This is a genomic window from Ruegeria atlantica (assembly GCF_013032005.1).
Lineage (GTDB): Bacteria > Pseudomonadota > Alphaproteobacteria > Rhodobacterales > Rhodobacteraceae > Ruegeria > Ruegeria atlantica_A.
Genome location: NZ_WQBE01000005.1, coordinates 13,789 through 34,875 on the forward strand (window position 1 = coordinate 13,789; position 21,087 = coordinate 34,875).

20 protein-coding genes and 1 tRNA gene are annotated in these 21,087 nt (G+C 59.4%); 1 reads left to right on the plus strand and 20 read right to left on the minus strand.

Going from position 1 to position 21,087, the window contains the following annotated elements:
* The first annotated feature begins 301 nt into the window (after positions 1-301).
* A tRNA-Ser gene (locus GOX21_RS10925) sits at positions 302-391 on the plus strand.
* 121 nt (positions 392-512) lie between these two features.
* Here the strand turns inward: GOX21_RS10925 and GOX21_RS10930 are convergent.
* From GOX21_RS10930 to GOX21_RS11025, 20 genes are all read right to left on the minus strand, one after another.
* Entirely contained in the window at positions 513-1,415 is a 903-nt protein-coding gene (locus GOX21_RS10930; protein WP_170377188.1) for an FAD:protein FMN transferase, read from the minus strand.
* Positions 1,412-1,927: a nitrous oxide reductase accessory protein NosL gene (locus GOX21_RS10935; RefSeq protein WP_170350153.1), complete on the minus strand. Its 516-nt coding sequence runs from the start codon at positions 1,925-1,927 to the stop codon at positions 1,412-1,414. The genes GOX21_RS10930 and GOX21_RS10935 overlap by 4 nt, the downstream gene beginning before the upstream one ends.
* On the minus strand, positions 1,924-2,745 hold the full coding sequence (locus tag GOX21_RS10940; RefSeq protein ID WP_170350154.1) for an ABC transporter permease: 822 nt from the start codon (positions 2,743-2,745) through the stop codon (positions 1,924-1,926). Before GOX21_RS10940 ends, GOX21_RS10935 begins: the two co-directional genes overlap by 4 nt.
* Positions 2,742-3,635, minus strand: coding sequence for an ABC transporter ATP-binding protein (locus GOX21_RS10945; RefSeq protein WP_170350155.1), 894 nt, complete (start codon positions 3,633-3,635; stop codon positions 2,742-2,744). The genes GOX21_RS10940 and GOX21_RS10945 overlap by 4 nt, the downstream gene beginning before the upstream one ends.
* Complete coding sequence (locus GOX21_RS10950; protein WP_170377190.1) at positions 3,625-4,881, minus strand: nitrous oxide reductase family maturation protein NosD; 1,257 nt, start codon at positions 4,879-4,881, stop codon at positions 3,625-3,627. The genes GOX21_RS10945 and GOX21_RS10950 overlap by 11 nt, the downstream gene beginning before the upstream one ends.
* A 3-nt stretch (positions 4,882-4,884) precedes the next feature.
* Positions 4,885-6,792, minus strand: coding sequence for a TAT-dependent nitrous-oxide reductase (gene nosZ, locus GOX21_RS10955; protein ID WP_170350157.1), 1,908 nt, complete (start codon positions 6,790-6,792; stop codon positions 4,885-4,887).
* A 16-nt stretch (positions 6,793-6,808) separates the two neighbouring features.
* Positions 6,809-8,932 (minus strand): NosR/NirI family protein, encoded by a 2,124-nt coding sequence (locus GOX21_RS10960; RefSeq protein WP_174818876.1) that lies wholly within the window; start codon positions 8,930-8,932, stop codon positions 6,809-6,811.
* 44 nt (positions 8,933-8,976) lie between these two features.
* On the minus strand, positions 8,977-9,381 hold the full coding sequence (locus GOX21_RS10965; RefSeq protein WP_254428530.1) for a DUF2946 family protein: 405 nt from the start codon (positions 9,379-9,381) through the stop codon (positions 8,977-8,979).
* Positions 9,382-9,529: 148 nt separating this feature from the next.
* Positions 9,530-9,793, minus strand: coding sequence for a hypothetical protein (locus GOX21_RS10970; protein WP_170350160.1), 264 nt, complete (start codon positions 9,791-9,793; stop codon positions 9,530-9,532).
* Positions 9,750-11,303 carry a nitrite reductase gene (locus GOX21_RS10975; protein WP_170377194.1) on the minus strand — a complete coding sequence of 518 codons (1,554 nt, stop codon included), beginning with the start codon at positions 11,301-11,303 and terminating at the stop codon, positions 9,750-9,752. The genes GOX21_RS10970 and GOX21_RS10975 overlap by 44 nt, the downstream gene beginning before the upstream one ends.
* Positions 11,278-12,492, minus strand: coding sequence for a heme d1 biosynthesis radical SAM protein NirJ (gene nirJ / locus GOX21_RS10980; protein WP_170359403.1), 1,215 nt, complete (start codon positions 12,490-12,492; stop codon positions 11,278-11,280). The genes GOX21_RS10975 and nirJ overlap by 26 nt, the downstream gene beginning before the upstream one ends.
* A 3-nt stretch (positions 12,493-12,495) precedes the next feature.
* Positions 12,496-12,978, minus strand: a complete 483-nt coding sequence (ahbB, locus tag GOX21_RS10985; protein WP_170377196.1) for a siroheme decarboxylase subunit beta — start codon at positions 12,976-12,978, stop codon at positions 12,496-12,498.
* Positions 12,975-13,424 carry an Lrp/AsnC family transcriptional regulator gene (locus GOX21_RS10990; RefSeq protein WP_170377198.1) on the minus strand — a complete coding sequence of 150 codons (450 nt, stop codon included), beginning with the start codon at positions 13,422-13,424 and terminating at the stop codon, positions 12,975-12,977. Before GOX21_RS10990 ends, ahbB (GOX21_RS10985) begins: the two co-directional genes overlap by 4 nt.
* The gene (ahbB, locus tag GOX21_RS10995; RefSeq protein ID WP_170377201.1) at positions 13,421-14,410 is read right to left on the minus strand and encodes a siroheme decarboxylase subunit beta; all 990 of its coding nucleotides are present in this window, start codon (positions 14,408-14,410) and stop codon (positions 13,421-13,423) included. Before ahbB (GOX21_RS10995) ends, GOX21_RS10990 begins: the two co-directional genes overlap by 4 nt.
* A gap of 4 nt (positions 14,411-14,414) precedes the next feature.
* Entirely contained in the window at positions 14,415-15,560 is a 1,146-nt protein-coding gene (locus GOX21_RS11000; protein ID WP_170377203.1) for a cytochrome D1 domain-containing protein, read from the minus strand.
* Positions 15,557-15,865, minus strand: a complete 309-nt coding sequence (locus GOX21_RS11005; RefSeq protein ID WP_254428531.1) for a c-type cytochrome — start codon at positions 15,863-15,865, stop codon at positions 15,557-15,559. The genes GOX21_RS11000 and GOX21_RS11005 overlap by 4 nt, the downstream gene beginning before the upstream one ends.
* 46 nt (positions 15,866-15,911) lie before the next feature.
* Positions 15,912-16,673, minus strand: a complete 762-nt coding sequence (gene cobA, locus GOX21_RS11010; RefSeq protein ID WP_170377206.1) for a uroporphyrinogen-III C-methyltransferase — start codon at positions 16,671-16,673, stop codon at positions 15,912-15,914.
* Between the two features lie 188 nt (positions 16,674-16,861).
* Positions 16,862-17,263: a cupredoxin domain-containing protein gene (locus tag GOX21_RS11015; protein ID WP_170377208.1), complete on the minus strand. Its 402-nt coding sequence runs from the start codon at positions 17,261-17,263 to the stop codon at positions 16,862-16,864.
* A 56-nt stretch (positions 17,264-17,319) separates the two neighbouring features.
* On the minus strand, positions 17,320-19,104 hold the full coding sequence (locus GOX21_RS11020; RefSeq protein ID WP_170377210.1) for a NapC/NirT family cytochrome c: 1,785 nt from the start codon (positions 19,102-19,104) through the stop codon (positions 17,320-17,322).
* 123 nt (positions 19,105-19,227) lie between these two features.
* Complete coding sequence (locus GOX21_RS11025) at positions 19,228-20,904, minus strand: cytochrome D1 domain-containing protein (RefSeq protein ID WP_170377212.1); 1,677 nt, start codon at positions 20,902-20,904, stop codon at positions 19,228-19,230.
* Positions 20,905-21,087: the final 183 nt, after the last annotated feature.

Below are 21,087 nucleotides of genomic sequence, written 5' to 3' on the forward strand. Positions count from 1 at the left end.
TGAGCGCATCGCGCCCACCGCTCGGTTTGCCCCTCAATAAATTCGTATTTTTGAATTATACGCTAATAAATCTATACAAATATGCCTTATAGCCCGTGTATTTGGCAAGTTTTCAGTTCAGAGCGCGTCATATTGAGTAGTTTGAAGAATTCCTTCGCGCAATTGCGAGTGCTTAAATCCGTCCTTAAGAGCGCCGAAATTTCGCTGATTGCGTGTGCGTTTGCGACGAATTTGAGAAAAGTGAGCAAGGCATAGAAAATCGCCTTGTATCCGGGTGACAGGCAAGGATATACCCGCCAGCGGAGACGTGGCCGAGTGGTCGAAGGCGCTCCCCTGCTAAGGGAGTAGGCCCGGAAGGGTCTCGAGGGTTCGAATCCCTTCGTCTCCGCCACCTACCATTTTTAGATGCGGTCGGAACAACGGCTTATGTTGTAAGCCGTTGTGGGCACTTGATGGTTTGGCTTTTTGGAAAGCCAATGGCCTCGCTTACTAGGATGACCACCGAAGTTTTTTCAGATGTACATTTCTTTGCGCGCCTCGGGGAATGACCTGATCGCGGCGTCAACGCGCGTTTCAGGCAACGCGCACAAGGCCGTGGACAGCCCGTCGGCGATGGCTGCGCTGGGGGCTGAGACCGATACTATGTGGTTCGTTGCTACCTCGTCTTGCGGGTTCAGGATGTGGCCTTGATCATCGGTCAGCATGAGGTTGCCTGCGTCCGAGGTTGCAACAGCACGATCGCTTAATTCGATGGATTTGAGAACTTCTCTGCCGGGTCCGGCCAGTCCGACTTGCCAGGCTTGCCCGTCTTGGCGATGGCCAAGGGCGGCGATTTCCCCCATATTTACCAATACATCGCGTAGACCGTGCGAGGCCAGCAAAGCCGCGATGCGGTCGGTAATGGCGCCTTGTGCGATACCGTTCAGCGTCAGTGCTGAAACACCGGGTTGGGGCAGGCAGATCATGTCGGACCCGATTAAAACGCGAGACCATCCAATGGATTTTCGGGCGGAATGGACCTCTTGCGCGGTGGCCCCGTTGGCCAGCGCGGACCAGAACGGTTGAATTGAAGGATCAAAAACTCCATCTGTGGCCTCGTGCAAGGCCGAACACAGGCTGAGGACGTTCAGCAGTTCGGGGGCTGGGGCTGGCAGTTGCCCGTCGCGGTTCAGGCGGCTGAGTTCGGATTGCGGTCGGTACAGGCTGAAGATGTTCTCAAGCCGGTTCACTTCGGCTTCGACCGCGGTGATGATTGGCGCGGCCTGTGTGTCCGTCAGCCCCTCAAGTCGCAAGCTGGCCGAGGCCCCAAGCGCGACCCCGTGCCAGTGGGCCGTAGGGGCAGACTTGGCACCCGCGGGAAAGGCGGCACAAGCGGCGGACATGGTTAGAAACCGGCGGCGGGAGAGGGCAGTCATGAGGGGGTCTCCAGTTTCAGGTCCAGATCAACGGGGCCCAGAACCTCGGTGTCGGGGATGCCGGACAGAGGCAGCAGGTTGCCACCGTACTGGCCAATAAAGGTTTCAGCGGCAGCGGGGTCTGCAAAGGGCACCACCTCGCGCGCGCCCATGCCGCCCGCAACATTGGCTCCGACCACAAAGGTTGCGCCCTCGGCGGCGATCCAGTTGGAAACACCTGGCTGTTGCCAGTTGGGCGCGGCGCCCATATCGCTGACATAGACCGCTGCAATGGGTGCATCACGCTCGGGGCTTTTTAGGTAGGCCACCATGTCGCGCACTTGGGCGAAGAACAGAGGTGTAGGGTAGCCTTCCAGATGGATCTGACCTTTGGGGCCACCATGTTCAGCGATGTTCATCTGGCAGAAAAAGCTTAGCGCATCGGGGGTCAGGTCCACTGGATCAGGGGCCTCGGCGATCTCTTCCTTGCAGGCCGCCAGCGCGACAAACGCGATCAAAGCAAGACGTTTCATGGCTCGACCCTCCGAAACGCGGCGCGGGCGAGGATAAAGCCCAATACCGGCCAGATCAGCAGGGAGGCAGGAGCGGCCCAGACGGGCAGTGCCTGCGCGGCCCCGGTCATGCCGGACGCCATCGCAACGCCTTCGGTCGCGGCGATGTTCCACAAACGGAATGCGTCGGCCGGGTTGGCTACCATCACCCACGGAAAGACGGATTGGGTGAAGGTGCCGCCCTTGTCCATGACGACGGCTCCCAACAAGCCCAGATCATAAAGGACGACAAAGACCAGCCAGAGCCCGGCCGACAAACCTGCTGCTGCCGTGGCGCCCCTAGCCAGGGCAGACAGCAGGTAACCCAGCGCCAGAAACACGGCGCCCAGCAGGATGGATGTGAGGATTAGGCGTAGCAATGCCATCAGGCTTTCTGGCCCCGCGCCGCCGAACCATGCGGCCACTGCACCAGCGGTGCCAAAGCCGACGGTCATGGCAAAGGCAAGTGCGGCCAGATGGGCGGTGAATTTGCCCAACAGGATTTCTCCACGCCCCGCCGGATAGGATAGCAGCAGCGATAAGCTGCCCCGGTCCACGTCACCTGCGATGGCATCAAAAGCGATCATCAACGCCAGTAAGGGGGCAAGATATACTGACAACGTAGTCATCGAGGCAACCGAGACGGTCAGCATATCGACGCCCAGCGTACCGGTAGGCGCGCTGCCTGCAAAGGTTAGCGCCAAGGCGAACAGCACCATGATCAGGGTGGCCACCAGCAGCCAGCGGTTGCGGCGCAGGATCAGCATCTCCGTTCGGGTAATGGCGAGGAAGCGGGTCATTGCATCTCCTCCTGAGCGTAGTGGCGATAAAGGTCTTCCAGCTTGGGTGGGGTCATTTCCACATCCGCCACGGCATCGCCCATTCCAGCGATCCGGCGCAGGGCCTCCATTTTGTCATCTGGGGAACACAGCAACTCAACGGATGCGCCATTGATCCGGTCGCCACCCAATGCCGCGGCCAGCGCTTCGGGGTTGGTGCTGGCGCGCACGCGCAGGCGGATCGGTAGACCAGCTAGGGCCGACAGGTTAGTCAACGTATCATCAGCCACCATCCGGCCTTTGCGCATGATGGCGATGCGGTCGGTGCGCGCCTCAACTTCGGTCAGGGCGTGGGATGCGATCAGGACAGCGGTACCTTTCGCTGCCAACTCGTCAATGATGGCGTAAAGGTCTTGCCGCGAAATGGGGTCTAGCCCCGAGGTGGGCTCATCCAGCAGCGCCACTTTCGGCTGACCCAACAGAACTTGAGCCAAGCCCAGACGTTGCCGCATCCCTTTGGAATACGTTCCGATCCGGCGATCCAGCGCATCGCTGAGACCGACACGGTTCAGCAGGCCGGGTACATCAGCTTTGGTTCCCGACAATTTCGCAAACAGTGTTAGCTGTTCCCGTCCGGTTAAAGCGGGATGAAACGACACCGCCTCGGGTAGATACGCGGTCTCGCGCCGCGCTTGTTCGCTGCCGGGGGTGGCGTCTCCGATCCGAATGGCTCCGCCATGGATCGGCGTCAGGCCGAGGATGGATTTGATCAGGGTCGACTTGCCCGCGCCGTTATGGCCCAGCAGCGCCACGCGCTGTCCGGGGGCAAGAGACAGGTTGATATCGTCAAGAACGCGAGTTTTTCCGCGGTCCTTGCTGACATGGTCGATAACTAGGGCCTTATCCGTCATGAGGCACCTTTTTCATAGCTGGGGGTTCAGGGGCTTGCATCAATGGGTTGCTGTCCATCACGCCGCCCGGCAACAGGGCCGGGAAGGCAGATTGCGACCAGCGCACCAGCTGCACGGCGGGGGAGCCGAGCAGCAGTTTGGCTGAGGGTTGGGTCCACAGCACATGGTCCATCGAGTCGTTGGGGCGATAGGGGGCATCGGCGATGCCGTTGCCATCCACATCATATGCGGCGAAATCGGACCAGTAGTTGCCGCGCCCGTCTTCGGACCACTCGACCCATTTGGTCGAGACGTATTTCACCTGTGTCCGGTTCCCGATGAAAGAGTTGCCAACGATGCGGTTGCGTTCGCTGCCAGCGGTAAAGTGGATGCCGATGCCGCATCCCTGGAACCAGTTGTCGGTGAATTCGTTCTTGTTGGAATTATACAGGAAGGTGCACTTTTCCTTGGCACCTTTTACCACGTTGCCTGTGATGACGCTCTTGTTGGCGTAGTTCAGCATGACGCCATGTTCGCGGTCACCGATCGAGACATTGTTGGCCACAGTCACGTTTGTGGTGAACATAACCGCGTAGCCGAGATCATTACCGATCGAGACATTGTCGCTGACGACCGAATTGTCCGCATACATGTAATGCACGGCGAACCGCAGGTCGCGGAACAGGTTGCCTGTGAAGGTGTTCTTTTTCGACGAGTTCACAAAGATCCCGTCGCGCCCGTACCGGATGTCGTTGTCTTCAACTCGCGCACCCGGCGCGTTCCAGACGTAGACGCCATTGCCGCGGTCATTCATCCGCCGGTCCTGCCGACCTTCGATCCGGTTGCCACGCACGATGCTGTCCTTGGCACCGTGAATGTCGACGCCATAAAGGTTGCCCAACAACACATTGTCTTCGACCACCGGCGCTTTGGCCGTTTTGGTCAGTTGGATGCCGCTGTCGATCCCGTCATGGCTTGAGCCCGAGCCGATCACCGTCAGTCCACGAACGGTCACGCCCGGTCCGGTCACGGTGATGACGCTTCCCGCGCCCTGGCCGTCAATGGTGGCTTGTCCCAGCCCATCGATGGTGACGGGCCGGTCCAGCACAAGCGTTTCGGTGTAAACACCGGGGCTCAGGCGGAGGGTGTCGCCATCCGCCGCCTGCGCCAGTATTCCATTGATGGCCCCCGCCCGATTGGGCACATCCCAGTCCGCCGCCCATAGGGGCGAGCCAAGCAGGAGCGGTATGAGCAGAGGCCAACGCATGGGTTATGCTCCCTGCGGTTCGACCAACATCCGACCGCGCATTTCCATGTGCAGTGCGTGGCAGAACCACTGGCAATAGAACCAGTGTACGCCCGGACGGTCGGCTGTGAAGGTGACCGAGGCAGTTGCCAGCGGTGCAACTTCCATTGCGATGCCGTAGTTGCCCAGGCAGAAGCCGTGGGTCACGTCGTCAACGTCATCCAGGTTGGTGATGTAGACCGTCACCTCGTCTCCCTGTTTGACGGTGAACTTCTCAAGGCTGAAGGTTGGAGCCTGCGATGTCATGTAGACCCGCACCTTGTTGCCGTCCCGGATGGGTTCTTCGGCGCCTTCTTCCAGATCAATGCCATCGGCCTCGGCCTGTTTGCGGGCGTCTTCCCATGTAACATCGGCGCGGTCCCAGACGTTTACCGGGTTGACGATGTCGCTGCGAACGATGATCGAGTCATGCGGCTCGGCAAAGGTCGGACCGTCGTGAACCACTTTCATCTCGTTGGACGAGATGTCGATCAACTGCTCGTTCTCGGGCTTCAGCGGACCCACGTTCAGGAAGCGGTCTTTCGAGAACTTGTTCATCGAAATCAGCCACTTTCCGTCGGCATCCTTGGTTTCACCCATGGAGGTCGAGTTGTGGCCCGGCTGATAGTGCACGTCGACCTTCGAGATGATCGGATCCACATCGGCACCGCCGTAAGCCTCGATTGCCTTTTCGATGTTCCACTTCACGATCTGGCTGTCCAGGAACAGCGTGGTGAACGCGTTGCCCTGGCCGTCATAGGCGGTGTGAAGCGGGCCAAGACCCAGTTGCGGCTCACCCACGATGCAGGACCGCGGGTCGGCATCACTTTCGAACAAGGCGTCCAGTTTGGTGACGTCCATGATCGACACGGTCGGCGACAGCTTACCGTTGATGCAGACGTGCTTGCCGTCGGGCGCGGTGTTGATGCCATGCGGCGAGTTCGGGATCGGAATGTAACGGGTGTACTTCTTGTTCTGACCCTTACGGCCGTCCAGAACCTTGACTCCTTTCAGCTCCTGATAGTCACCGGCTTCGATACCCGCCTCGATTTCTGCGATGTTGAAAACAACCACGTGGTCCAGCTCGTTCTCGGTCATCTCGGCCAGGTTCATACCCATTTCCGAGTTGTAGGAGGTCGAATAGGCGTATTTGCCCTGATAGTCGCAGTCGGTGTTGTCGAGGTTGCCCGACACCATCACCTGCCATGCCACTTCCATGGTGTCGCCGTCCAGCGCGGTAAAGATGTTCACGTATTGCGACGGATCGTCCAGCACGCTGCCATCATTGACCAGCGGAGTTTCATCTTCACCATTGGCAAAGACATAACCGGTGCGCGGGAATTTCTGCGGTCGCAGACCGTGGATCGCCTTGGCGTTCGGGATCTCGGTGATCTTGTCGCATTTCATGACGTCACAGCGCACACGAGCGACACGGGTGTTGGCCTTGTCGTTCATGAACAGGTAGCGGCCATCGTAGGTGCCATCGGTGAACGACATATGCGGGTGGTGCAGGTCGCCGTTGTCATAGGTTTTCATGCCACGCTTGGCGAGAAACTCTTTGGTTTCAGGCAGCAGGCCGTCGGTCATGATTTTCAACGATTCATTGGTCTGACCCCAGCCGGTGGCCGAGCAGCGGTTGAACACTGGCACGCGCATCAGCTCGCGCATGGACGGGAAGCCCAGGATGCGCAGCTCGCCGGTCTGACCCGAGGACCAGAAACCGTAGTATTCGTCTAGCTCACCAGGCTGCAGGTTGGCGTTGGCCGCAGCGCTGGCTTGTTTCGCGGTCATCAGGGTCGAGCCCAGACCGGTCCCGGCCAGCACCGCGCCAGTTGCGGTTGCACCTAGCATCCCGCGGCGTGTGATGTTCAGCTTGTTGTCATGTTCCGACATGTTCGTTCCTCCTTTTTTAGGAAACGGATTGCGGTTTGGCGTTCGGATGGTTCGCCGGTGGCTGTCCGAGGGGGGTCTTGAGGTCGACCGACCCTGTCTTGGCCCGCCGTTTCAGTTGGCGGATAACGACGGGACATTTGTCCTCGGACTGGTAGAGCACCTGACAATGCAGGCAGGTGACGCACTCGTTCGGATTGATCTCACCGGTGGGGTGGATGGCCTGAACGGGGCATTCGTTGGCGCAGGTTTGACAGGGGGTGCCGCATTCCTTGTAGCGGCGCAGCCAGTCAAACATGCGGATACGGGCAGGGATCGCCAGCGCTCCGCCCAGCGGGCAGAGGTAGCGGCAGTAGAACCGTTCGATGAACAGCCCAATCCCCAATAAGGTCAGCGCAAAGACCACAAACGGCCAGTCGCGCATGAATTTCAGAATGATCGCGGTCTTGAAGGGCTCAATCTCGGCATATGTTTCGGCCAGCGGGATCGAGACGAAGCTGAGGCCGAAAAGACCCAGGAAGATCATGTATTTCGCGGGCCAAAGCCGTTCGTTCAGGCCCCATGGCAGGGTCCATTGCGGGATGCGCAATGCCCGCGCGATCTTATTGGTCAACTCCTGCAAAGCGCCAAACGGGCACAGCCAGCCGCAATAGGCCCCACGCCCCCAGAACAGCAGCGCGGCGGCGACCGCAAACCATTGGATGAAGACCAGCGGATCCAGCAGGAAGGCGTCCCAGCTGAACCCGGTCCGCAGGCTACCAGCCAGTGCCATCAGGTTCACCACACTCAGCTGCGCATTGGCGTACCAGCCGATGAAGAACAGGGTCATGGTCAGGTAGCCGATGCGGAACCAATAGAAGACCCTCGCGTTCATCGTCACGTGGAACTGGAAGAAGAACGTCGCCGTCAGGACCAGCAGCATGACGCCAAGGACGCCAATTTCGACTGTGCGGTCCTTCCAGATACGCTTCCACAGGGCGGCTTTGGCAGCGGCCTCGCCGGTGGCGTCGTCAACAACGGTTGGGGCGGCCACTGGCAGCAAGTACTGCTCGGGCAGTTTGTAGCCCAGATCGAAAGTCAGGAAGGTTTTCTCAACTGCGCCCACGGCCCGCTGTACCAGCAGTTGCAGGCGGAACGGCTCGGCGGGATCAAACTCCGCCTCGGCTGGGATTTTAAAGATATCAAGTTCGGTGAAGCTGGGCGCATCAGCGGCCGCAACCTTGCCTAGGCGCTCTTGTTGCTTGTCAAAGAACCGGACCGAATTGTCGCCTTGGATCAGCTGAATCCGGTCGAAGATCCCACCGCGCACATAGCCTGAGCCTTTGAAGCTGTAAGCCCCGCGCCCCAGTACCAGAATGGCCTGTTCGCCGTCGTCCAGCCACTCGACCAGGTTTTGATACTCGGCTTCACCCAGCAGGGATTTCCCGATCGAGGGAACCGAGACCAACGCCATATGCATATCGATAAACGTGTCATCCGGTTCGCCCGGTTCCGGGCGTTTGATGGCGCGCTGATCTCCGGTAGCTTCAAAAGCGGCGTTGACCTGACCGACATCCAGCGTCAGCCGCCGGATCGAGCCGTCACCCGACAGGGTGGTCCAGTCATAGATGGCGTTCTTAGCCATATCGACTTCGCGTTTCGGCCCATCGGCCTGTAATGGCGACAGCCCACCTAAACCCAGCGCGCGGGCCACTTTGATACCGCCGCGCACAAGGCTGTCGTCGATCACCATGATGGTCACGGTGGCACCCGAGATGATGTCGAGGTCATGCCCCTCACCACCCGTTGCGGCCTCGTGTTTCAGGTCCAGACCGGTGTAGCCTTCGGTCAGCTCGACCATGCGCGAATTGGGAATGCCGATCAGCACGATGGGTTCCGAGTGTTTGACCAGTTGCACACCGGTCAGCACGGCATCAGCGTTTATTGCGGCAACCACATGGATGGGTTTGCCCGAATAGCCGGTGGTGCCCACGAAATCCGAAGTCAGGAAAGCCCAGGCGACGGTTTCGCCCCCCTTCAGAACAGGAGCAACAGGCACGTCATCGCGCACCGGGCCAAAGGCATCGCCACCGGGGGCAAGGTCAGAGGGCTCAATCTCGGGTAGGAAGCTGGCAAGGCTGTCGGCATGGGCGCTGATCGCCATCAGACAGGACAGGACAAAGGCCAGCAGGATATGGGTTGCGCGACTTACGACCACGGCGCACCTCCGGTTACTTGGATTGACGCCATGGACGCGCGCGGGGCGCGTTCGGATGTTTCTTGGGGCGCGTGCGGGGGGCCTCTGGTTTCGGGCCATAACCGCCTAACTTGGTAGCAATTGACCAGATTGCGGTCATCGCAGCGAGCGACCTGAACAATCCCGTCCGACTTCAGTTCCGGCAGGTTTGGCAGGGGTGCCGCAGCGGTGACGGCACACAAGGCACAGTCGGCGCATTTCGGGCAGGGCGCGGTTGGGTCTTCGGTCCCTTCTTCGAGGTCCACTTGAACCCAGACCGCGCCTGCCTCCGAGCAGATCTCAACCCACATGCTTTGTCCGGGACTCGCCAGCGCCGGACTAAGCAGTTGCAACAGCAAAAGAAGGGTGCCTGCCATGGCGCACGCCGCGCGTAAAGCGCGGACAGACAGTGTGTGCAGTGGGACTGGGGCAGACATGGAGAATCCAACTCGGCGTTCTTTCCTTTGTCCTACGGGATTCTCTCAGACGGATACTTGACTTAGGTCAGGTATCCGAAATTTGTGACTAATCGTCGGCTTCATCCATCAACCCGCGCAACCAGCGCCCGGCCAGCCAGGATGCGGGCAAGCCCAGCGGGATCGACCACAGGATTGCGCTTACTGGTGCGATCACGCCAAGCCCCATGCCATTGGCAACCAGACCCGCCAGAAACAGGTTGATGGCCACGGTCAGTGCCGTGGCGGGGTAGAGCAGGATGGCCAGTTTCCAGACCGGCCATTTGCCCTCAGTGGCTGGTACCTTCCGAGAAGGTGATTTTGTTCCAGACATTATATTTCCCCGAAGGTTTGCGCATGGGCAAGCGGCGAACCTCTTCCAGAGTTTGCGCGTCATAGACGATCACGGCACCATCATCTTCCCAGATCGATACCAGTGCATGGCGCCCATCCTTGGTGAATTCGACATGGGCCACGGTTTTGCCCGGCGCTGGGCGTAAAGTCTTTACGATTTCAAGGCTTTGCTTATCGATTACGTGCATCGCATCCTTGTTGGGCCCAAAGAACACATCGGCCCAGACGTAAGGAGAATTCTCATGACTCCGCATGAAGAAACCCGGCCCTTCGGTCTTGATCCGTTTGACCGTTTTCCATGTCTGCATGTCGATCACAGACACGGTGCCGTCGGTCAGGTGCGGCGTGGCCATCACGGTTGTATCGCCGTACCGCCACGTGATGCCTGATCCCAGATGCGGCATACCCGGCAGGTCTAGATCAGCCACTTTCTGACCGATGACCAGATCAATAACCTGCCCGCCCTTGCCGTCGCGCGAGGCACCCATGACGTATTCATAGCTTTGGTCGAAAAAGAAATCGTCCAGATAGTCAGGCGTGGTGATCTTGCGGACCGGGAAGGGATTTGGGTTCTTGAACTGCCCTTCGATACGGAAATCGTGACCCAGTCCGAACTGAGGCGGGTTGTCGCCATAGAAGACCTCCCAAATCTCGGGAACGTCTTTCAGGGCCAGCACAAAGCTTTCGCGTGGCGGGGCTTGATAAACGGCTGAAACGCGGCTGGGATTGCCCTTTTTGCTTTTGATCTCGATGACCTTGGCGACCGAAAGGTCGCTGGTCGACAGCAGGGTCAGGCTGTTGGGCAGGTAATTGGCGACGGCCACCCATTTTCCATCACCTGACATGGCGATGTTGCGGCTGTTCAGCCCCGCGCGCACGCGGCCCACCTGTTTCAGAGCCCAGATATCGTATTTCTGAACCCAACCATCGCGCGACATGATGAAGACATAGCGCCCGTCGGGGCTGAACTTCGGGCCTCCGTGGACTGCGAACGGGGTTTCGAACCGATCCAATACTTCAAACGTATCACCGTCCAACACGCTGACGTGGTGATCGCCGGTTTCGACGGCCAGCGTGATGTTCATCGGGTCGCTGTTCCAGACGGGAGCATCGACCGGGCTGTATTCTGCGTCCAGCGTACGGCTAGCCATGATCTCGGCCTCGCCCCATTCGGGGTTGGTTTCCAGCGGGGATTTCAGCCAACCCGCCAGCTCTTCGATCTGCAAGGCGTCAAGTTCATGCGAAAAGGCGGGCATCTGGGTGGCTGTACGCCCCTCGGCAATCACGGCGGCTACACGCGGGCCGCGCATGCGTTTCAGCGTCTCGGGGATCAGGGCCGGGCCAACACCGCCCAAACGGTTCTCGCCATGGCACGAGGCGCAGTGTTCGGCATAGTCCGACGGGGCGTCGGCCCATGCTGAACCAGCCAGCAGCAGCGAGCAGAGCGTGCCTATTTTCAGCGCGTCAAAAGAACTGATGTGCCGGATCATGACGTTTCCCCCGGAACGGCGTGACCTTGAGGCGTTCGCCCGCGTCATCCACGCCGATTTCTTGATTGGAAAGATAGCAGGCCGGATCTTCGGCCCAGGGATCGCCGGTCACCTGCAAAGCCCGGATACGAGTATTGCCGCCACAGACGTCCTTTAGTTGGCAGGCCCCGCAGCGCCCTTTCAGCGGACGTGGTCGGGTGCGCAGCATAGAGAGCATCTGGTCCTCGCTGGCCCACAGCTCTGAGAACGGTTTGGTCTTCACGTTGCCGACCGTGTAGTCGGACCAATACGTATCGGGATGCACGCGCCCCAGATTGTCGATATTGGCCACGCCCAACCCGCTGGAATTCCCGCCCCACGCGGCGAGATGTTCGCGCACATGAGCGGCCTTGTCGGCATCGAAATGCGTGCGCACCCAGTTCAGGAAATACCCCGCATCTGCATCATTATTGCCGGTCACGATGTCCAGCGGGCGCCCGCCCGAGGCGGCCTCCCACGCGCGCTCCAGCAGCAAGTCCAGCCCGTTACGGGTGCGCAGGTGTTCAGCATCTTCGCCCCGGTTCTTGTCGCCGCGCCCAGCATAGACCAGATGCGACAGGTAGAACTTGTCGACCCCTTCGTCATCGCACAGTTGCAGCAGGTCGGGCAGGTGATGCTGAGTGCCTTCTGTCAGGCAAAATCGCAGGCCCACTTTGATCCCACGTTTCTTACACTCGCGCACACCGCGCAAAGCGTCGGCAAAGGCGCCTTCAACGCCGCGGAACCAGTCATTTGTGGCCCCGATCCCGTCTAGGGAAATGCCGACATAGTTGAATCCCACATCGGCAATCATATCAGCGGTTTCGTCGTAAATTCGCGTACCGTTGGTCGACAGCGCCAGCATCGGCACCAGATCGCGGGCGCGTTTGGCAATGTCGAAGAAATCAAACCGGTCCAGCGGTTCCCCACCCGAGAGGATCAGGGCCGGGACGCGAAATTGGCCCAGATCCTCAAGGGTTACCATGGCTTGCTCGTGGCTGAGCTCACCGGGGAACGCAACATCCGCCGAGACGGTGTAGCAATGGCGGCATTTCAGATTGCAGCGCCGCGTCAGGTTCCAGATCACCACCGGTTTCACCGGTCCGGGGCGGCGTTTTCGCACCGGGGTCGGGGTGACGAGTTGGTGCATGTATTCGGTCAGGCGGAACATGTTTCAGCCTTTCGCTTTCAGGCGCAGCCCGGTCTTTTTCAGAATGCGCGTGGAATAGAGGATGTCTTTGGCCCGACAGGCATCGCCGAGAATTGCGGTGATCTCGGCGCGCTTTTCTTCGACCTCGTCACGGTCCGCGCCGTGAACCATGGCAAACAAATTGTAAGGCCAGTCGGGCAGGGCGCGGGGGCGTTCATAGCAGTGGGTGACAAAGGGCAGCGCGCCGATCTGGGTGCCCAGTTCAGTCACACGGTCGTTTTGCACATCCCACACGGTCATGCCGTTCGAGGTCATGCCCAGTTTGTAGTGATTAGGAGCAGCGGCAATGCGACGGATAACGCCGCGCGATTTCAGTTCGGCCAGGCGGAACAGCAACGCGTCTTCGTCCATGCCAAGACGCTCGGCCACCCGCGCATAAGGCGCGGGCATCAGGGGCAGGCCGCCTTGCAGCGCCTCGATAATCTCTCTGTCTTTTGCGTCGATCATGCCGCTACCCGGAAGCCGATGAAGAATTCCTGCAATTTGGGGAAACGGAGAACCTCGATCCCCGTTTCCCGTTCGATCGCATCAGCGGTGGCCTCGATCCCCTCGGGCGTTTCGGTGGCCAGTACGAACCACATGTTCAGCCGGTGCGTACGTTCATAATTATGGGCAACCTCCGCGTGCGCATTGACTTTGGTCAGGACGGTTTCGAAATTTTCGACCGGCACCGCCATGGCGCACAGACAGAACGCACCCCCCATGGCGGCCGCGTCGAAAAACGGACCGAAGCGGGTGATGATGCGTTCCTCTTTCATGCGGCTGAGGCGGTGCAGCAATTCGCTTTCCGGAATGCCAAGTTCGGTGGCAATCGCGGCATAGGGATGAGGGATCAACGGCAGGTCGTCCTGCATTCGGTTTAGGATTGCACGGTCGGTTTCGTCCAGTCTCATGCGGCGGCCTCTTTCGGTTGGATCAATGCGCCGGTCTGTTTGAAACAGCGGGTCGAAAACAAAACTTTGTGGCGCGCACCGGCCAGTTCCGGCAGGGCAACGGCGCCGGACAGAACTTCTTGCGCCTCGCTGCGCGAGCGGGCGTGAATCATGGAATACAGGCGGTAAGGCCAGACGTCCTCGACCGGGTTACGTTCATAGCACAGGGTCACGCCGGGATGTGCGGCCAGCGCCGGGCCGGCGGTGTCGATCTGACTGGCGGGCATGTCCCAAACCACCATCGCATTGGCCGACCAACCCAGCGCCCGGTGACGTACGATGACACCGAGGCGCGAGATGATGCCGGCATCGTGCAGCGCCTTGATCCGCGCCAGAACCTCGGGCGTGGATCGGTTCATTGATCGGGCCAGCGCGGTATAGGGTTCCGCGACCAGTTCTAGGCCGGAACTGAGCGCCTGTAGCAGGGCGCGGTCGCCGTCCCGCATGGCCGAGCGATCCACCTTGCGGGGGCCGGGCACATTGCGGGAATTGCCCGACATTCGAAAACCAAGATCGACATTGAATGGGCGTACCAGCCGCAGGTCCAGTACCCGCAGCCCGGTACGTCGGGCGATCCGGGCAAGGGTATCGTTCACATGCTCCCGGTCCGGCCCGGTGGCAACGAACCACAGGTTCCACGTATCCTCGCGCTGGTAATTGTGGTTCACTCCGGGTTCTGAGTCGATCAGGGCGGCGATTTCTTCCAACTGTTCCTCGGGGGCGGCAACGGCGGCCAGGGTGCTGGCCGATACTGCCCCCGGTGCAATCGTCGCACCCACCCGCGTGATCCGACCGGTTGCGCGCATCCGGGTCAGGCGATCGATGACCTCGGCCTCGTCCAGACCCAACGCTGCGCCAAGTACCTCAAACGGATGGTCGGTTATGGGAAAATCGCGCTGAAACTCGTCCAGCAAGCGACAGTCGATCGGGTCAGTGATGTGATCCATCGTCTCAAAGCCCCGTTCTGTGCGCACGTGCCGTAAAGAAGATGCCTGATGGGCTGTCCGCTTCAATCTCGCGCAGCTTTTCAAAGGTTTGCGTGTCATAAACCATGACCTTGTTGGCATCGCGCACGCTGATCCAGACCTCGTGCCCACGCGGGGTGAATTCCATATGCAACACCGCCGGACCGGGTTTGAATTCGTGGATGACGTCCTTGGTGACGCTGTCGATCACTTGAATCGTATCGTTCAGCGGATGGGCGAAATTCACCCAGACCTGCCGCCCGTCGGGCCGGGCCATGGCAAAGACCGGCTGACCGTGGGTCTGTGTGCGTCCGGTTTCGGTCAAAGTGTCGGCATCGATCCAAAGAACCTCGTGATGGCCCACGGCGGGTAGAACGAATTCGCGGCCTGTCAGCGCCCAACCTTCCAGGTGGGGCATCTTGTAGACAGGCATTTCTTCCTGCCCGCGCCCGTAATCCGGTAGGACGCGGATCGGTTCCGGGGCCTCGGCCCAGAGATCCAGCGCGGTCAGCCCATCCTCGCCGAACAGGCCAGTGATATAGGTGCGGCCATTGGCGGTGATCAGCGCGTCATAGGGGTTTTTGCCCATATCGGGGATCTTGGTGATCTCGGGCGTGCCAGTCGCGAAATCGGCAATCCAGGTTTCGCCAGAGTCCCACATGGTGAAGACGAACCTGCGGCCCGGCGCGTCGACCAGACCGATTGTTTTGCTACCCGTGGGGATATCTGCGACCAACTCAAGCGTATTGGCGTCGAACACACGGACGCCGCCGGGTTCGTAGTTCGACACGGCGACTAGCTGTCCGTCGTCTGAAATTGCGCCACCAATTGCGTTACCGGCCTGTACGACGCGGTTCACGATCTGTCGGGTGACGATATCGACTTTAGTCAGCCCGCCATCGCGCCCGAACACATAAGCAAAGCGTTCGTCGGGCGAATAGACCAGCGAGGCATGGGACAGATCGCCCAGCCCTTCGATCCGCGCCAGCGCGGCCCGGTCGGATTGATCTACCAACAGGACCGAACCCTTGGCGCGTTCGATCACAAGACCAAGATCACCAGTGGCGGTTGGTTCAGCATGCGCCGAGGTCATTATCAGGGTGGCGGCAAGGCCAAGAATAAGCTGTTTCATTGTGCCTCCTGTTGCAGCAGGTAACGGGCGATCCATTCGGCCTCTTCCTCGGTAATAAGGGGGCGCCAGGGGGGCATTGCCGTGTCGGGAATCCCATCGAGAATGACGCCGGTCAACACGTCCGGATCATAGTGTTGCAGCGTTTGGGACCGAAGATCGGGACCAAGGCCACCCTTCAGCGACAGCCCATGGCACGACCCGCAATCCTGATGGACAAGCCGTCTCAGGGCGTCGGGGTTCAAGGTGTCGGCGGCAAATGCCGAGGTGGCAATCACAACCGCGCCGGCCAGCAGAACCGAAGTCAACGGTTGGCTGCTCTGCCTGCCAGGCGCAACAGTCCGGTGACCTAGCCTAGCCATGCGCATGTTCCATCAATTCGACCACCGAACGTTCGGCATACAGCGAAACCACCTGTCCGATGATGAACAAAGTGGGTGCCTCAAGTGCAGCGCTGCGCACGTCGGTGGCCAGCCTGTCCAACCGGGACACGATGCGACGTTCGGACCGTGTGGTGGCTTTGCTGACAGCCAGCACGGGGGTCGATCCGGGCAGGTTCTCGGTCATCAGCCCCATGGCGATTTGGCCAATGTTGGCTACGCCCATGTAGACCACCAACGTCGAGTCGGGATCGGCCAACCGCTTCCAATCCAGGTCCAGCACCTTGTCTTCCTGCCGGTGGCCAGTGACATATTGGACCGAGGTTGCCAGCCCGCGATGGGTCAGCGGCACGCCGGTCGAACAGGATGCCCCCTGCGCGGCCGTGATGCCGGGTGCGTACTCGACCGTGACGCCATGGGCCACAAGATACGCCGCTTCTTCCGAGCCACGGCCAAAGATCATCGGGTCGCCGCCTTTCAGCCGTGCAACGGTGTGACCGGCGTGGGCCTCTTCCAACAGAATCTCATTGATGCGATCTTGCGGTACGGTATGGCATTTGGGGGCCTTGCCGACCGGAATCAGCCGCGCCTTTTCGGCATGCAGGGCAAGGATGTCGTCCGAAACCAGCCGGTCATAGACGACCACGTCGGCCTCTTGCAGCATGCGCAAGGCACGCAGGGTCATGAGTTCGGGGTCGCCGGGGCCGGCGCCAATCAGAAAAACCTTACCGCTCATGTGCAAACTCGCTTGGTCTGAATGTCTTCCGAGCCCGGGTTTGCCTGCGAAAAGGGACGTTGCTGGGCGAACCGGGCGTGTCATGAGAACAGGTTGGCGGATTCTGCTCGCGGCTTCCTTGACTAAAGTTAAGGAGCGCGGGATTTGCGCCCGCGCTCCTTTGGCTTGCCTGTATTTTTTGCCTCGGCTCAGGGTTCTACGGTGATCATTCCGATCATGTTCTGCGTTTCCCAATGCGGCCCGCACAGGTATTCCTGCGGGCCTGGAGCAAGGAATGTCAGATCAACGGATTCCTCGGGGAACAAACGGTCGCTTTCGGGTTCGCTGCCGTCTTTCAGCAGCACACTGTGACTGGTGCGTTTGTCCACGTTCATCCAGCGCACTGTCGTTCCTGCTTTCACGGTCAACTGACCGGGGCAGAAATTGTATTTGTACATCAGCACCACTTCGGCGTCTTCGACGGCTGACGAAGGTTGCCCGAACAAGTCGACATAGCGTTGCTCAGCCTCGGCGCAAATCTCGGCGGTTTCATCCGCCAAGACGGGTGGGGCGAGAAGTAGAAGCGCAGGAAGAAGGCAGTGGGGTTTCATGATCCATCTCTCCTTACCAAAAAAGGGCGGGGGCCGGGTTTTCCGGCCCCTATCCGTTATTGTTTGACCACGTTGATGTTGGCGCTGTCGTCGTCCAGCGCCAGGCTGGTGTTCAGCGTAACGTGGTGGAACCGCGCGGCGGCAAAGTCATCATGAATGGCAAAGCCCACCGTATAGGTCTGACCCGGTTCCAGCGGCACGTCGCCGGGCGCACCCGAGTTCAGTGGCCGCGAGAAGACGACGGTCCACACGCCACCGGACAGATTGGCCGAGGCGGCAATTTCCCCGTCATTGACCACGCGCTGTTCCAACAGATAACCGTTGGAGGCGCTGCCATCAGCATAGACACGCATCAGGTCCAGATAAGTGCCATCGTCCAGGTATTGCTGGATCTGCGCTTCGGCCTCCAGCTTGTCCCAGCCACCCAATGCTTTGCCGCGGCGACCTTTGACTTCGACCTCGGTCCGGCTTTCGCTGATGTATTTGGTCACTGTGTCCTGAGTGCTCAGGCGGCTTGCGATATCCCCATTGGCCGCAATCGCGTCAGCGCCCGGATCAAATGGCATATAGCTGTTGTCTGCGTGGCACGAGGCCCAGCAGCCTACCTGATCGCCCAACTCGATCCCGGTACCGGTGATCATCATTGCGACCTTGATCTGGTTGTCGGGGTCCATCTTGCCGCCATCGACGAAGGGGGCAGGGTTATGGCCTGCATCCGGCCATTGCATGCGAATATAAAGGTTCTCGTCATCATGCGCGGCCTGCACGGTCGCATCGATCACACCACGTTTGCCGGGGATCGGGGTTGGTTCCAGATCACCGCCCGCAACGATCTTGTTGCCGATCGTATCCAGTTCTTTGGCGTGACAGGTCGAGCATTGATCGCCGCCCTTGGTCAGGGGACGGGCCCCGCCGTGGAACTTGCCGTTCTGCACCCACTCAAAAGAGGCTTGCCCGGGGTAGAACAGTTTCAGATCGGCGCTTGCAACGGCATTCCAGTCAACGCTGCTGCCAACATCACTGCCGCCGCCTGCCGGTGCTGCGGCTTCTTCGCCGTTTGCCTTGGCGCGTTCTTCGGCGACGGCTGCGTCTACGGCGGCCGCGATCTGTGCCTGAACGGCCTCTTGCTGGGCGGTTTTGGCTGCTTTTTCAGCCTCGGCTTCGGCAGCTTCCTTGGCTTCGATCTTCGCAAGGCTGGTTAGGTATTCCTGCGGGATTTCACGAATGAAGGCCGGGTTGGGTGCCTCAAGCTTTTCCAGATAGTCCTCATCGGCCCGATCACGGGCGTCCGAGTGGGCGATCCCCTTGTGGCAATCGATACAGGTCTGGCCGATCTCCATCGCATTCAGGTGCTGCTGACGTGCGCGCGGTTTCTGGAACTCGGGCATCATCGATTCAAAATCGTGGCAGTTGCGGCATTCACGTGAGTCCGTGGATTTCATCCGCTCCCATTCATTCATCGCCAGATGTACGCGCTTGGCTTCAAACTTTTCTCGGGTGTTGATGGTGCCGACCAGCTTGCCATACAGCTCTTTGGACGCCTTGATCTTGCGGATCATCTTGTGGGTCCAGTCCTTGGGAACGTGGCAGTCGGAACAGACCGCGCCCACGCCAGACCGGTTCACGTCATGGATCGTGCCGGTGTATTCCTCATAGACGAAATCACGCATCTCGTGGCACGAGACACAGAATTCCTTTGTGTTGGTGGCTTCCATGGCGGTGTTGAACCCGCCCCAAAAGACGATGCCCGCGACAAAGGCCACGGCTATTCCGGCCACGGGCATTCCCCACAGGAAATACCGGCGCCAAATTGGTTTCTTTTTTTCCGGTTCGGAAGTCATATCCGGGCTCCGTTTGGCTTTCTTATCTGGCCTTGGGTGGCAGGCCGGTGGATTTGGCTGTTTGGTCAAACGAGGAAAGGGCGGGCGAGGGGCCCGCCCTTTCCGGTTTTGGTTGCGAACTCGTCAGGTGACGTGGTTCGAACGGTTGTAGACATTGAACTTGCCGGTCGGAGCATAAAGCCCTTCGATGCGGCCGATTTCTTCCAGCGTCTTGGCGTCGAAGATCACGATCTGACCGTTAGGTTCTTTCGAGTCCGACAGGTTCCACTTGGAAACCCAGACCTCGGTACCATCCGCGTTGAATTCGAAGTGAACAGCGGCGCTGCCTTCGTCTTCGGTGATCTGGATGGTTTTCACGATCTCGCCGGTCTCTTTCGAGATGACCTGCACCGATTGCTGAACTTCAGGTTCCGGGTGTTTGGTCTGGTCAGCCCAGATGTAGTCCGAATTCGGGTGCGTACGGACAAACAGGCCGGGGCCGTCGGTTTCCACTTCGTAGCAGATCTTCCAGGCATCATCCGGGCGGTTTTCGGGATCGTTACCCCAGACGGTCACGGTACCCACGCCAAGGTGTGTCGTACCAGCAACCGGGCCGCAATTGGGGTCGACCCAGTTGGCACCCGGGCCGGGGTGCGGCAACGCGGCTGTGTCGATCATCGCTTCCAGCTTGTGGGTTTCGGTATCGACAACCACCATCTTGTTCGACGCGTTCGCGGCGATCTGGAAGTATCGGCCTGTCGGATCAAAGAACCCGTCATGCAAGAACTTGGCGCTGTCGATCTTGTCGATCCGCAGGTTGTCCAGATCGGTATAATCGACCTGCCACAACTGCCCCAATTCCTTCACGGCAACGATCCAGGTGGGTTCGTTCGGAGTTGTGTAAATTGCGGCCACACGGGCCTCTTCCACGTAATCCCCGTCCACGTTCACACCGCGGGTTGATACGACCTTGACCGGTTCCATGGTCTGGGCGTCGACGATTGCGAAATGCGGCGGCCAATAGCCCCCACCGATGACGTATTTGCCGTCACCAGAAACGGCAACGTCGCGGGCGTCATAGGCAATCTTGACCTCGGAAACCAACATCTTGTCTGGCGTCTGCCAGAGGTCGATCTTAGTCATCTTGCCGTCACGGCCCATGGTGTACCAGAAACGCCCGGGCTGTTCTGGCTCTTCCAGTGCGTGGTGTTCAGATGCTTTCAGAACGTGAACGGCATAGCCGGTCGGGATGTGTGTCAGAACCTCTTTCGTGTCGCCGTCGATCACGGCCACCTTGCCCACATCGCGTTCGATGACAACAAAGAAGTTTTCCCAATTACGGCCATGCAGCGGCTCGGTTGGATAATCGGCTTCTTCGACATAGACCTTACGGGTCGCCATCATCTGTTCAAGTGACATTTCAGGCGGCTTTGGCGGCTCCATCATGATGTAGGTCGCCATGTCCTTTATTTCCTGCTCGGTCATGATGTCCGAGAAGTTGTTCATCCCGCCTTCAGTACCCCAGGCGATGATCTTTTCAAGCCGTTCCTGACCTAGTTTTAGGGTGCCGGATTCGGTTACGGTGCCATCGTCGTTTTTGGTTTTGACCATCGGTTCAAGACTTTTACCGGTGGCACCTTTACGTAGAACGCCGTGACAGCCTGCGCATTGCTCGAAATAAAGTTGTTTGGAGGATTCAAAGGCTTCCTCGCTAAGGGTTGGCTCTTCGGCGAAGGTTGGCGCAGCGACGCTGCCCAGCAGCATCGCCAAACCGACCCCAAAGGCGCGGCCAGTTTTGTTGTAGCTGATTCCAAGTGACATGATCACTCTCCATTTGCGTGGTGAGGCAGGTCCAAGGGTGAGACATCGCGCCCGACGGCTCCTTGACGAAAGTCAACGCCAGGGGCCCATTTCAAGGGTTCAGCAGGAAAAAATGGCGAAAAAACCGTCATAAAATCTGTGTTTTAGAGGCATGTTTTTCGTGAGGATTGATTTTTGTTAAGT